Origin of the sequence: Streptomyces sp. NPDC001194 (assembly GCF_042896985.1) — a bacterium.
In the GTDB taxonomy this organism is placed as follows: Bacteria; Actinomycetota; Actinomycetes; order Streptomycetales; family Streptomycetaceae; genus Streptomyces.
This window is the reverse complement of sequence record NZ_JBIAXU010000001.1, coordinates 539,167-552,221: the sequence shown is the minus strand read 5'-3', so window position 1 is coordinate 552,221 and position 13,055 is coordinate 539,167. Positions and strand designations below refer to the sequence as shown.

The window sequence follows — 13,055 nt, the reverse complement described above, 5'->3', positions numbered from 1 at the left end:
GCGGTTTCGCATGACGTAGACGGGTTGTTAACCCGCTGTTGTGCATTCGTTGGGCCGATCACCGAAATTGCGGAATAGCTTCTGCCGGGTGCCAGCCAGTAATCGCGCAGCATCTCGCAGTCATCCCCGGACCGCCCTTCGCGTCGCCGTACTCGCCGATTCCGATACGCGGTGGAAATGGGGCGCACTCACCGCCCGCCGCCTCGCGGCGCAGCCGCACCTTACCGGGTTCCTGCTCCGCGGCCGGGCCACCCCGACCGCACGCCAGCTCGGTGAAGTGGGCGTCCGGGCGGACCGGCTCTCCGAGGTGACCTGCGCGCAGTTCCTCGCGGAGATCGAGCGCGAGGAGTACGACGTCGTCGTCCTCGCCCTCGTCGGCGGGGCCGTCCAGGCCGTCCTGCACGGGGTCCGCGCGCTGTGGCCCGAGCCGGCCGGCCGTCCCGTGCTCGTCACCGGGTACGTCGGCGTCGTATACGAGAAGCTCGCCGACGGGCTGCTGCTGCGCCACGGGGCCGACCTCGTCCTCGCCAACTCCCGGTACGACGCCGGACGCTTCCGGGCGGTCTACGAGGGCGTCGGCGCGGACGCCGCAGCCGTCACGCAGACGGCACTGCCCTTCCTGGACGGAGCGGCGTACGAGAAGGCCGGCAGCCGCGCGCACACCGTGGTCTTCGCCGTCCAGCCCTCCGTCCCCGAAAGCCGCGCCGACCGCGCCCACCTGCTGGAACGGGCCGCCCGGCACGCCCGGCTGCACCCGGAGCGCGAGGTGCTGATCAAGCTGCGCAGCCGGCCCGGGGAGCACACCACACACCTGGAGGAGCAGCCGTACCAGCGGCTCGCCGAGCGGATCCCGGGCGGACTGCCCGCCAACTGCCGCCTGGTGTACGGGAACATGGGCGAGGTCTTGGACGGCACCGACCTGCTGGTCACCGTCTCCTCCACGGCCGCCCTGGAGTCCCTGCACCGCGGCATCCCGACCGCGGTCCTCACCGACCTCGGCATCCGCGAGGTGCTCGGCAACCACCACTTCCTCGGCTCGGGCTGCCTGGCCTCCTGGGACCAGCTCGACGCGGGCCTGCTGCCGCAGGGCGACCCGCAGTGGCTGGCCGACCAGGGCGTGACGGGGGCGCCCGGCGCATCCGGCGCCCAGGACCCCTTCGCCGCCGCCCGCGCCCGGCTCGGCGAACTGCTGGACCTCCCGGTGCTCCCCGCCGTAGCCCCCTACTACACGCAGGTCACCGCGCCCGGGTACCTGCCCGGGATCCTGGCCCGCCACCACCTCGCCCCCGACGGCACCCCGCTGCCCGGCGCCGTCCGCGAGAGCCGCGGGGAATCCCGGCTGCGCCGCCGGCTCCGCGCGCACCTGCGCGACGCCGCCCGCGGGGCGTACCGGCACGGCGTCCAGCGGGTGGCCCCGGTGATCCGCCGGATGGGGGAGCTGTGAGCCCCCGCACGGACGCCGCCGCCCGCCCCCGCGTACTGGCCGTGATCCCGGCCCGGGGCGGCTCCAAGGGGGTTCCGGGCAAGAACCTCGCCGAAGTGGCCGGAGTCCCGCTCGTCGTACGGGCCGTCCGGGCCTGCCGGGGTGCGGCCACCGTCACCGACGTCGTGGTCTCCACCGACGCCGACCCCATCGCCGACGCCGCCCGCACCGCCGGCGCCTACGCGATCCGCCGCCCCGCGGCGATCTCCGGGGACACCGCGAGCAGCGAGGCCGCCGTGCTGCACGCGCTCGACGCCTTCGAGGAACTGCACTCCCTCACCGTCGACGTCGTCCTCCTCGTCCAGTGCACCAGCCCCTTCCTGACCTCCTCCGACGTCGAGTCGGTCGCCGCCGCCGTCGCCACCGGCGCGGCCGACTCGGCCCTGACCGTCGCGCCGTTCCACGGATTCCTCTGGCGCGAGGCGGCCGACCCCGACGGGGGGACCGGCATCGGCGTCAACCACGACAAGGCCGTCCGCCCCCGCCGTCAGGACCGGCCCCGGGACCTGCTGGAGACCGGCGCCGCCTACGCCATGGACGCCGCCGGCTTCCGCGGCGCGCGGCACCGCTTCTTCGGGCGGACCCTCCCCGTCGCCACCGACCCCGCACGGGTCCTGGAGATCGACGACCCGCACGACCTGGCGCGCGCCCGCCTCCTCGCCCCGCTGTTCACCTCCCCCGGCCACCCCCACGCACCGAACGAAGGACCTCAGCTGCCATGACCGTCGCCACTCCCCACTCCCGCCTGCGCACCTTCGGCTCCCGCACCGCCGGGCCCGGCCGCCCCGTGTACGTCGTCGGTGAGATCGGCATCAACCACAACGGCGACCTCGGCAACGCGTTCGCCCTCATCGACGCCGCCGCCGAAGCGGGCTGCGATGCCGTGAAGTTCCAGAAGCGCACCCCGGAGATCTGCACCCCGCGCGACCAGTGGGACATCGAGCGCGACACCCCCTGGGGCCGGATGACGTACATCGAGTACCGCCACCGCGTGGAGTTCGGCGAGGCCGAGTACCGCTCCATCGACGAGCACTGCGCCAAGCGCGGCATCGACTGGTTCGCCTCTCCGTGGGACACCGAGGCCGTCGCCTTCCTGGAGAAGTTCGACGTCCCCGCCCACAAGGTGGCCTCCGCCTCCCTCACCGACGACGAGCTGCTGCGCGCCCTGCGCGCGACCGGCCGCACCGTCGTCCTGTCCACCGGCATGTCCACCCCGAGGCAGATCCGCCACGCGGTGGAGGTGCTCGGCAGCGACAACATCCTGCTCTGCCACGCCACGTCCACGTACCCGGCCAAGGCGGAGGAGCTCAACCTGCGGGTGATCAACACCCTGCAGGAGGAGTACCCCAACGTCCCGATCGGCTACTCCGGCCACGAGACGGGCCTGCAGACCACCCTCGCGGCCGTGGCCCTCGGCGCCACCTTCGTCGAACGCCACATCACCCTCGACCGCGCCATGTGGGGCTCCGACCAGGCCGCCTCCGTGGAGCCCGGCGGCCTGGCCCGCCTGGTCCGCGACATCCGCACCATCGAGACCGCCCTCGGCGACGGAGTCAAGCGCGTCTACGACTCCGAGCTCGGCCCCATGAAGAAGCTCCGCCGGTTCCAGGGCGAACTCGCCTCGGTCTGAACCGGTACGACGCCCCGCCCCCGCACCTGACGAGGAGTACGTGGTGACCCCCTCTGCCTCCAGCCTGGCTTTCGTCGAGAGTCCGGTCCAACTCCTGAACGTGCTGGAGTGGGCGCACGCCGAAGCCGCGACCGCCCCGGGCGGCGCCCCGCTGCTCGGCGCCGTCCCGCGCCAGCCCGGCCGGGGGGCGGCCCGCGGTCCGGCCGGGACCGCCGCGAGCGCCGCGGTCCCGGCGGTCCCGGCGGGGGCCGGGTCCTGGCTGCGGATCGTCGTACTGCCTCCCACCGACCCCATGTCCCGCGGCCAGCTGCGCCGGATGGCCGGCCTCGCCCGGGACGAGGGGTACGAGGTCGTCTGGCAGGAGGCCCGCGGCGGACGGCTCGCCCCGCTCAAGGCGCTCGCCAGGCTCGCCGGGGACGTGCGCGCGGCCCGCCGCGTCGTCGTCGGCGACCCCTTCTCCCGCTACGTGCAGCTCCTGCTCACCCTCGTACGGGCCGAAGAGGTCGTGGTGGTCGACGACGGCACCGCCACCATGGAGTTCGTCGCCCAGACCGCCCGCGGCGAGCGCCTCGTGCGCTGGCACCGGGTCGGCGGCGGCGGGCTGCCCGGCCGCGTCCGCGAGCTGGCGTACGCGCCCGTCTCGGCCACCGCCCGGCGCCGCTTCACCCCGGCGGCGGGCACCGGCCGCCGCGTCGAGGTGTTCACCTCGATGCCGGTGACCGTCCACAGCGGGATGACCCTGCGGGTCAACGAGTTCGCCTGGACCCGCGCCCGGTTCGGCCCGCCGCGCCTGACCAAGGGCACCGACCTCGTCGGCACCTCCCTCGTGGAGACCGGAGTCGTCGACCCGGACCGCTACCTGGACGCCGTACGGGCCCTGACGCTGGAACACGGGGCGACCCGCTACTTCGCGCACCGCCGCGAGTCCGCGGAGAAGCTGCGCACGCTCAGCGAGGCGACCGGACTGGAGATCGTCCGCCCGGACCTGCCGCTGGAGCTGATCGCCCGGCGCGGACCGGTCGGCCGTACGATCGTCAGCTTTCCGTCCACCGTCGTCCACACCCTGCCGTACGCGCTGACCGGAACCGGTGTGACCGTCGCCGTATGCGATGTCGACCCGGCCTGGCTCACCGGCTCCGCCTCGCCGCGGGCCCGCAGCTTCCTCGCGGGGGTCACCGAGACCGCCCGTGATGTGCACAGACTGCCTGCCCAGACCGCCTCCGCGGCCGGATGAGCGCGCGAGTTTACCCCCGGGTGCATCCGGTCATGCGTCCAGAGGTCTGGTTTTTTTCCCCTAACGGCATGAACTTTTGGTGATCTACAGCCAGTTGGGCCATTCGTGCGCCTACCCTTCAACGGGTGAACCAGTTGATGTCCCGCGAGTCCCAGACCGCCCTGCCCGGCACGCCTGACCGGCCCGAGCTGCCCGGCAAGATTCCGGACCACCTGCGTGCCGAACTGATCGAGTTCCGCCGGGACTTGCACATGCACCCCGAGCTAGGACACCAGGAGTTCCGCACCACGGCGGCGATCAAGGCCCGGCTGGAGAAAGCCGGACTGCGGCCCCGCGTGCTGAAGTCCGGAACCGGCCTGATCTGTGACGTGGGCACGTGGGACGGGGGCCGGCCGATGCTGGCCCTGCGCGCGGACATCGACGGCCTGCCCATTCCGGACACCAAGACCCACGTCGCGTACCGCTCGACCTTCCCCGACCGCGCCCACGCCTGCGGCCACGACGTGCACACCGCCGTCGTCCTCGGCGCCGGCCTGGTCCTCGCCGACCTCGACCGGCAGGGCCTGCTGCCCCGCCCGGTGCGGCTGCTGTTCCAGCCCGCCGAGGAGGTGCTCCCCGGCGGAGCCACCGACGCGATCGCCTCCGGCGTGCTGGACGGCGTGGGCCGGATCATCGCGGTGCACTGCGACCCGCGGGTCGACGCCGGGAAGATCGGACTGCGCACCGGCCCCATCACATCCGCCTGTGACCGGCTGGAAGTCAGCCTGTCCGGCCCCGGCGGGCACACCGCCCGGCCGCACCTGACCACCGACCTGGTGACCGCCGCCGCCCGGGTCGCCGTCGACCTGCCGGCCGTCCTGTCGCGCCGGATGGACGCCCGCTCGGGCATGTCGGTCACCTGGGGCCGGATCGAGGCCGGGCACGCCTGCAACGTGATCCCGATGCACGCCGAGCTCTCCGGCACGATCCGCTGCCTGGACATCAACGCCTGGCACGAGGCGCCCGACCAGATCCACGCGGCGATCGACGAGATCGCCGGGATGCACCGCGCCAAGTCGGAGATCACCTACGTGCGCGGGGTGCCGCCCGTCGTCAACGACCCGGTGGTCACCGAGCTGCTGCGCGAGGCGATGGCGGCCCGGCTCGGCAAGGAGTCGATCGAGGACACCGAGCAGAGCCTCGGCGGCGAGGACTTCTCCTGGTACCTGGAGCACGTGCCCGGAGCCATGGCCCGGCTCGGCGTGCACACCCCGGGCGCGAGCGCCAAGAGGGACCTGCACCGGGGCGACTTCGACGTGGACGAGTCCGCGATCGGGGTCGGCGTGGAGTTCTTCACGGCCGCCGCGCTGCTCGACGGGCGGCGTTCCAGGCCGGTCGGGTAGCGATCGGGCAAAAATTTGTACAACATCTGAGCGCTTCCCTTCACACCTGTCCAGCCCTTGGTACACAAGGGCTGGACGGTCGGGGAGTTACCGATCGGTCACTGTCCGATTCGCGACGATCCGATAACGACTCATGAACGGCCCTTTAACTGACATCTACGCGCGTTACGATCGCCGCGAAACCAGCGCCGGTCGTGGCGCTTCGGTCAGGTTTTGAAGGAGCCTCCCCTTGCGCCGGATCACCAGGATCGCCACCGTGGGCATCGCGTCCGCGGCGCTGGCCCTCTCGGCCACCGCCTGTGGCGGAAAGAAGTCTTCCGACTCCACCGCTTCCTCTTCGGAGTCGGCCGGTTCGTCGGCGAAGTCCGCAGCCATCGCCTATGACATCGGCGGCCGCGGCGACCAGTCGTTCAACGACGCCGCCTTCGCCGGCCTGGAGAAGGCCGAGAAGGACCTGAAGGTCAAGGGCGCCGAGGCGGAGCCCACCGAGGGCGAGAGCGAGGCGGACAAGGTCCAGCGCCTCACCGAGCTCGCGCGCAAGGGCAACAACCCGGTCATCGGCGTCGGCTTCGCCTACGCGCCGGCGATCAAGAAGGTCGCCGAGAAGTTCCCGAAGACCACCTTCGGCCTCATCGACGACACCTCGGTGACCGGTCCGAACATCGCGAACCTGGTCTTCAACGAGGAGCAGGGCTCCTACCTGGCCGGCGTCGCCGCCGCCAAGGCGTCGAAGACCGGCACGGTCGGCTTCATCGGCGGTGTCGAGGTCCCGCTGATCAAGAAGTTCGAGGCGGGCTTCACGCAGGGCGTCAAGGACACCAACCCGAACGCCAAGGTGCTGTCGGCCTACCTGACGCAGCCGCCGGACTTCTCGGGCTTCGCCAAGCCCGACCTCGGCAAGGCCACCGCCAAGGGCCAGCTCGACGGCGGCGCCGACGTGATCTACTCCGCGGCCGGCCTCGCCGGTTCGGGTGCGATCGAGGCCACCGCCAACGCGGGCAAGTGGGCCATCGGCGTCGACTCCGACCAGTACAACCAGGCCGGTCTGTCGAAGTACAAGGACAAGATCCTGACCTCGGTCACCAAGGACGTCCCGGACGCGGTCTACAACCTGATCAAGTCGGTCGAGGACGGCAAGCCGCAGACCGGTGAGATCCGCTACGGCCTCGACAAGAACGGTGTCGGCCTGGCCGACTCCAACCCTGCGTACAAGCAGATGGCCGACATCACGGCCGCGGTCGAGAAGGCCAAGGCCGACATCATCGCGAAGAAGATCACCGTCAAGACCGCCCCGTAAGGCCGTCTCTGACATGCAGTAGTGGTCTCCGGGGTCCGGGAAGCGGTCTCTATCGCTCCCGGACCCCGAGCCGTGTTCTGTGATCTTGTGGCCACTTGGCCGCAAGTTTTCACTTTCGACAGTGCTACGCGCGTAGAGGCATCGTGGACGCGATACCTTCTCTCCCCCGCCCTGTCCCCCCTGCCGACTTGGCATTTCCAGCTCCTTCCGCGCCAAGGAGAGTGCGTCATCAACGCGTCCAGCCCCCCTCTCGCCGTAGAACTGAACGGCATTACCAAGCGTTTCCCCGGCGTCGTCGCCAACAAGGACATCGCGATCAGCGTCCGCAAGGGCACGGTCCACGCCCTCATCGGTGAGAACGGTGCCGGCAAGTCGACCCTGATGAAGATCCTCTACGGCATGCAGAAGCCGGACGAGGGCACCATCGCCGTCGACGGGGAGCAGGTCACCTTCTCCAGCCCCGGCGATGCCATCGCCCGCGGCATCGGCATGGTGCACCAGCACTTCATGCTCGCCGACAACCTCACCGTCCTGGAGAACGTGGTTCTCGGCGGCGAGAAGCTCTACGGCATCGGCTCCAAGGCCCGCAAGAAGATCCTGGAGATCTCGGACGCGTACGGCCTGGGCGTGCGTCCGGACGCCCTGGTCGAGGACCTCGGCGTCGCCGACCGCCAGCGCGTGGAGATCCTCAAGGTCCTCTACCGCGGCGCCCGCACCCTCATCCTCGACGAGCCCACCGCGGTGCTCGTGCCGCAGGAGGTGGACGCACTCTTCGACAACCTGCGCGAGCTCAAGGCCGAGGGCCTGACCGTCATCTTCATCTCGCACAAGCTGGGCGAGGTGCTGAAGGTCGCCGACGACATCACCGTCATCCGCCGCGGCACCACCGTCGGCACCGCCGACCCGAAGACCGCGACGACCAAGCAGCTCGCCGAGCTGATGGTCGGCAGCGAGCTCCCCACGCCGGAGACCCGCGAGTCGACGGTCACGGACGTCGCGATGCTCAAGGTCGAGGACCTGCGGCTGGCCGCCACCGACCCCGACGGCGTCGTCCGCGAGGTGCTCGCCGGCATCGGCTTCACCATCCACAAGGGCGAGGTCCTCGGCATCGCGGGTGTCGAGGGCAACGGCCAGACGGAGCTCATCGAGGCCCTCATGGGCATGAGCATCCCGGACGGCGGCGTCATCACCCTGGACGGCAAGGACATCTCCAGCACGCCGACGCGGGCGCGCCGCGAGGGCGGCATCGGCTACATCCCCGAGGACCGCCACCGCCACGCGCTGCTGCTGGATTCCCCGCTCTGGGAGAACCGCATCCTCGGCCACGTCACCGAGGCGCCCAACTCCAAGCGCGGCATCCTCGCCCCGAAGGCCGCCCGCAAGGACACCGAGCGGATCGTGCGCGAGTACGACGTCCGCACCCCCGGCATCGAGGTCACCGCGGCCTCCCTCTCCGGCGGCAACCAGCAGAAGCTGATCGTCGGCCGCGAGATGAGCCACAGCCCGAAGTTCCTCATCGCCGCCCACCCCACCCGCGGCGTGGACGTCGGCGCGCAGGCGCAGATCTGGGACGCGATCCGCGAGGCCCGCCGCGAGGGCCTGGCCGTGCTCCTGATCTCCGCCGACCTGGACGAGCTGATCGGCCTGTCCGACACCCTGCGCGTCATCTACCGCGGCCGCCTGGTCGCGGACGCCGACCCGGCGACCATCACGCCCGAGGAACTCGGCACCGCCATGACGGGTGCCGCCCGCGGACACCTGGACGCCACCGACAACCCTTCCGCCGCTGCCGACGGTGACACGACGGAGGACGAGGCCCGATGAAGAAATTCGACAAGGACCGGCTGCTGCTCGCGGCGGCCGGACCCGCGCTCGCACTGGTCAGCGCCTTCGTGCTGACCATGATCGTGCTGGCCGCCTCGGGCGTGGACCCGATCGACCCGCTGCGCATCATGATCGACCAGGCCGGTTACGAGGACGTCCAGGTCCTGATCGTCAACCAGGCCGGCATCTACTACCTGGCAGCCCTGGCCGTGGCCATCGGCTTCCGGATGAACCTCTTCAACATCGGCGTCGACGGCCAGTACCGCCTCGCGGCGATGATCTCGGCCGTGGTCGGTGCGAAGGTCGCCCTGCCCGGGCCGCTGCACATCCTGCTGATCGTGCTCGTGGCCATGGCGACCGGTGCCTTCTGGGCCGGCATCGCGGGCATCCTGAAGGCCCGCCGCGGTGTGAGCGAGGTCGTCTCCACGATCATGCTCAACGCCATCGCGACCTCCGTGATCGCATGGCTGCTGCTGCCGAAGAACCTCGGCGTCCAGCCGGCCGGCTCGAACGACCTGACCACCGGTGACATTCCCGACTCGGGCTGGTTCCCGGCCCTGTCGCTGCCCGGCGGCGACATCTACGGCTTCACCTTCGTGGCCTTCGCGCTCGGCATCGTCTACTGGTTCGTGCTGAACCGCACCCGCTTCGGCTTCGACCTGCGCGCCTCCGGTGCCAGCGAGTCCGCCGCGCAGGCCTCCGGTGTGGAGCCCAAGAAGATGATCATGACCGCGATGCTCATCTCGGGCGCGGTCGCCGGTCTGACGGGCATGCCGCTGCTGCTCGGCGAATCCCACACGTACAACCTGTCCTTCCCGCTGGGCATCGGCTTCACCGGCATCACCGTCGCGCTGCTCGGCCGCAACAACCCGGTCGGCATCCTCTTCTCGGCCTTCCTGATCGCCTTCATCGACAAGTCCTCGGCCGGCCTCGACCAGAACGGCTACGCCAAGGAAATCGGCACGATCATGCAGGGCCTGATCGTCATCGCCGTCGTCGTCAGCTACGAGCTCGTCCGCCGCTACGGCATCCGCCGCCAGCAGCAGAAGGTCGGCGAAGAGCTGGCCGCCGGCCACGCCCTCAAGACCGACAACAAGGAGGTCGCGGCGTGAGCACCAGCACCGTTTCCGCGACGAGCGCCGCACCCAAGAAGGGCGGAGGCCGCCGCAAGGTCACCCTCCCCTGGATCCTGCTGATGATCGCGGGCGGCCTCGCCCTGATCTCCCTGGCCCGGGTCATCTCCGGTGCCGACGACCTGACCTCCGTCGGCCAGGTCTCCGGCGCCCTCCAGCTCGCCGTGCCGATCGCCCTCGCGGGCCTCGGCGGCCTGTGGGCCGAGCGTGCGGGCGTGGTCAACATCGGCCTCGAAGGCATGATGATCCTCGGCACCTGGTTCGGTGCCTGGGCCGGCTACCAGTGGGGTCCGTGGACCGGTGTCCTGATGGGCATCGTCGGCGGCGCCCTCGGCGGCCTGCTGCACGCGATCATCACGGTCACGTTCAACGTGAACCACATCGTCTCCGGTGTGGCGGTCAACATCCTGGCCGTCGGCTTCACCCAGTACCTGTCGAACTTCACCTTCGACAAGGCCCCGGGCGGCTCCTCCAAGCAGTCCCCGCGCATCGACCCGATCACCGAGATCACGATCCCAGGGGTCTCGGACTGGCTGGCCACGCTCCAGGGCAAGCACTGGTTCCTGATCTCGGACCTCGCCGGCGTGCTCGGCGGCCTCGTCACCAACCTGTCGCTGCTGACGATCGTGGCGGTGCTGCTGGTCCCCGCCACCTGGTGGGTGCTGTGGCGGACCTCCTTCGGTCTGCGCCTGCGCTCCTGCGGTGAGAACCCCGTCGCCGCCGAGTCCCTCGGCGTCAACGTCTACAAGTACAAGTACATCGCCGTGGTCGTCTCCGGTGCCATGGCCGGCCTCGGCGGCGCGTTCCTCGCGATCGTCTCCACCGGCATCTACCAGGAGGGCCAGACCGGCGGCCGCGGCTACATCGGTCTCGCCGCGATGATCTTCGGCAACTGGATGCCGGGCGGCATGGCCCTCGGCTCGGGCCTCTTCGGCTTCACCTACAGCCTCCGGCTGCGCGGCGGCTCCGAGAACGTCCACGCGATGCTGCTGCTCCTCGCGATCCTGCTCGTGATCGTCCTCGTATGGCAGCTGTACAAGAAGAAGTACGTCCAGGGCGCCATCGCCGCGGCCTGCGCGGCCGGCCTCTTCCTCTGGTACGCGCTGACCGACTCCGTCCCGAGCCAGTTCGTCGACGCCGCCCCCTACGTCACCACGCTGCTGGTGCTCGCGCTGTCCGCGCAGCGGCTGCGGATGCCCAAGGCGGACGGCCTGCCGTACCGCAAGGGCCAGGGCAAGTGACGACGGCGATCCAGCCCGACTGGGAAGCCCTGCGGGAGGCCGCCCGGGACGCCATGTCCCGGGCGTACGCCCCCTACTCGCACTTCCCGGTCGGGGTGGCGGCCCTCGTGGACGACGGCCGGATCGTCGTCGGCTGCAACGTGGAGAACGCCAGCTACGGGCTCAGCCTGTGCGCCGAGTGCGGCCTGGTCTCCTCCCTGCAGGCCACCGGTGGCGGCCGCCTGACCCACTTCACCTGCGTGGACGGCAAGGGCGACATCCTCGTCCCGTGCGGCCGCTGCCGCCAGCTGCTCTTCGAGTTCGGCGGACCGGAACTGCTCGTGGAGACCCCCAAGGGGGTCCTTCCGCTGGCCGAGATGCTGCCGCAGGCCTTCGGGCCGGACCACTTGGGATAGCCGTGCCGACGGCCCTTCGCCCCGCCGGGCGAGGGGCCGTCGCGGTTCCCTCTTCTTCTCTTCTCTCTCCACCCCCTCTATGCGCGTAGAAGGAAGCACCACATGGACGTCATCTCCGTCATCCGAACGAAGCGGGACCGCGGTGAGCTGAGCCCCGAGCAGATCGACTGGGTCATCGACGCGTACACGCGCGGTGTCGTCGCCGACGAGCAGATGTCGGCGCTGGCGATGGCCATCCTGCTGAACGGCATGAACCGCGCCGAGATCAAGCGCTGGACCGCCGCGATGATCGCCTCGGGCGAGCGGATGAACTTCGACTCCCTGTCCCGCCCGACCGCCGACAAGCACTCCACCGGCGGCGTCGGCGACAAGATCACCCTGCCGCTGGCCCCGCTCGTCGCCGCCTGCGGCGCGGCCGTACCGCAGCTCTCGGGCCGCGGCCTCGGCCACACCGGCGGCACCCTGGACAAGCTGGAGTCCATCCCCGGCTGGCGCGCCCTGCTCTCCAACGAGGAGATGCTGCACGTCCTCGACACCACGGGCGCGGTCATCTGCGCGGCGGGCGACGGCCTCGCCCCCGCCGACAAGAAGCTGTACGCGCTGCGCGACGTGACCGGCACCGTCGAGGCCATCCCGCTGATCGCCTCCTCGATCATGTCGAAGAAGATCGCCGAGGGCACGGGCTCGCTCGTCCTCGACGTGAAGGTCGGAACCGGCGCCTTCATGAAGAACATCGAGGACGCGCGCGAGCTCGCCTCGACGATGGTCGCCCTCGGCACGGACAGCGGCGTCAAGACGATCGCCCTGCTCACCGACATGTCCACCCCGCTCGGCCTGACGGCCGGCAACGCGCTGGAGATCCGCGAGTCGGTCGAGGTCCTGGCCGGCGGCGGCCCCTCCGACGTCGTCGAGCTGACCCTGGCCCTGGCCCGCGAAATGCTGGACGCGGCGGGCATCAAGGACGCCGACCCGGCCAAGGCCCTGGCCGACGGCTCCGCGATGGACGTGTGGCGCCGGATGATCGCGGCCCAGGGCGGCGACCCGGACGCGGCCCTCCCGGTCGCCCGCGAGCAGCACGTGGTCACCGCCCCGTCCTCGGGCGTCCTGACCCGCCTGGACGCGTACGGCGTCGGCGTGGGCGCCTGGCGCCTGGGCGCCGGCCGCGCGCGCAAGGAGGACCCGGTGCAGGCGGGCGCGGGCATCGAGCTCCACGCCAAGCCGGGCGACACCGTGGTGGCCGGCCAGCCGCTGATGACCCTGCACACGGACACCCCGGAGAAGTTCGAGTACGCCCTGGCCTCCCTGGAGGGCACCTACGACATCGCCCCGGCCGGTACGGCGTTCTCCGCCACGCCGATCGTCCTGGACCGCATCGCCTGACCCGCGGCCCCCTGCGCGCCGGCGCGGCTCCCCGTCCGGAGCCGCGCCGGCGTTTT

Annotated in this window: 10 protein-coding genes and 1 pseudogene; all 11 read left to right on the top strand. The window is 71.0% G+C overall.

Going from position 1 to position 13,055, the window contains the following annotated elements; all coding sequences use genetic code 11:
• Positions 1-88: 88 nt before the first annotated feature.
• The 11 genes and pseudogenes from ACFY1T_RS02620 to ACFY1T_RS02570 all read left to right on the top strand — a co-directional run bounded on the left by ACFY1T_RS02620 (position 89) and on the right by ACFY1T_RS02570 (position 12,999).
• Positions 89-1,444: a DUF6716 putative glycosyltransferase gene (locus ACFY1T_RS02620; protein WP_390786659.1), complete on the top strand. Its 1,356-nt coding sequence runs from the start codon at positions 89-91 to the stop codon at positions 1,442-1,444.
• A pseudogene (locus ACFY1T_RS02615) lies at positions 1,441-2,154 on the top strand (cytidylyltransferase domain-containing protein); the annotation flags it as partial. The gene ACFY1T_RS02620 and the pseudogene ACFY1T_RS02615, both read left to right, overlap by 4 nt.
• A gap of 47 nt (positions 2,155-2,201) precedes the next feature.
• Positions 2,202-3,113 carry an N-acetylneuraminate synthase family protein gene (locus tag ACFY1T_RS02610; RefSeq protein ID WP_390786658.1) on the top strand — a complete coding sequence of 304 codons (912 nt, stop codon included), beginning with the start codon at positions 2,202-2,204 and terminating at the stop codon, positions 3,111-3,113.
• A gap of 43 nt (positions 3,114-3,156) precedes the next feature.
• Complete coding sequence (locus ACFY1T_RS02605; protein ID WP_390786657.1) at positions 3,157-4,347, top strand: hypothetical protein; 1,191 nt, start codon at positions 3,157-3,159, stop codon at positions 4,345-4,347.
• A gap of 137 nt (positions 4,348-4,484) precedes the next feature.
• Positions 4,485-5,729: an amidohydrolase gene (locus tag ACFY1T_RS02600; RefSeq protein ID WP_390786955.1), complete on the top strand. Its 1,245-nt coding sequence runs from the start codon at positions 4,485-4,487 to the stop codon at positions 5,727-5,729.
• Between the two features lie 229 nt (positions 5,730-5,958).
• Positions 5,959-7,026 carry a BMP family protein gene (locus ACFY1T_RS02595; protein WP_390786656.1) on the top strand — a complete coding sequence of 356 codons (1,068 nt, stop codon included), beginning with the start codon at positions 5,959-5,961 and terminating at the stop codon, positions 7,024-7,026.
• A gap of 261 nt (positions 7,027-7,287) precedes the next feature.
• The gene (locus ACFY1T_RS02590) at positions 7,288-8,850 is read left to right on the top strand and encodes an ABC transporter ATP-binding protein (RefSeq protein WP_390786954.1); all 1,563 of its coding nucleotides are present in this window, start codon (positions 7,288-7,290) and stop codon (positions 8,848-8,850) included.
• Positions 8,847-9,962, top strand: a complete 1,116-nt coding sequence (locus ACFY1T_RS02585; RefSeq protein WP_384710138.1) for an ABC transporter permease — start codon at positions 8,847-8,849, stop codon at positions 9,960-9,962. Before ACFY1T_RS02590 ends, ACFY1T_RS02585 begins: the two co-directional genes overlap by 4 nt.
• Positions 9,959-11,224 carry an ABC transporter permease gene (locus tag ACFY1T_RS02580; RefSeq protein ID WP_390786655.1) on the top strand — a complete coding sequence of 422 codons (1,266 nt, stop codon included), beginning with the start codon at positions 9,959-9,961 and terminating at the stop codon, positions 11,222-11,224. The genes ACFY1T_RS02585 and ACFY1T_RS02580 overlap by 4 nt, the downstream gene beginning before the upstream one ends.
• Positions 11,221-11,619 (top strand): cytidine deaminase, encoded by a 399-nt coding sequence (locus ACFY1T_RS02575; RefSeq protein WP_390786654.1) that lies wholly within the window; start codon positions 11,221-11,223, stop codon positions 11,617-11,619. Before ACFY1T_RS02580 ends, ACFY1T_RS02575 begins: the two co-directional genes overlap by 4 nt.
• Positions 11,620-11,721: 102 nt before the next feature.
• Positions 11,722-12,999: a thymidine phosphorylase gene (locus ACFY1T_RS02570; protein WP_030865301.1), complete on the top strand. Its 1,278-nt coding sequence runs from the start codon at positions 11,722-11,724 to the stop codon at positions 12,997-12,999.
• Positions 13,000-13,055: the final 56 nt, after the last annotated feature.

Bases quoted from the DNA above. Each gene is read 5' to 3' on its own strand.
- ACFY1T_RS02610 (WP_390786658.1), top strand. From the start codon at position 2,202: ATGACCGTCGCCACTCCCCACTCCCGCCTGCGCACCTTCGGCTCCCGC.
- ACFY1T_RS02600 (WP_390786955.1), top strand. From the start codon at position 4,485: ATGTCCCGCGAGTCCCAGACCGCCCTGCCCGGCACGCCTGACCGGCCC.
- ACFY1T_RS02585 (WP_384710138.1), top strand. From the start codon at position 8,847: ATGAAGAAATTCGACAAGGACCGGCTGCTGCTCGCGGCGGCCGGACCC.
- ACFY1T_RS02570 (WP_030865301.1), top strand. From the start codon at position 11,722: ATGGACGTCATCTCCGTCATCCGAACGAAGCGGGACCGCGGTGAGCTG.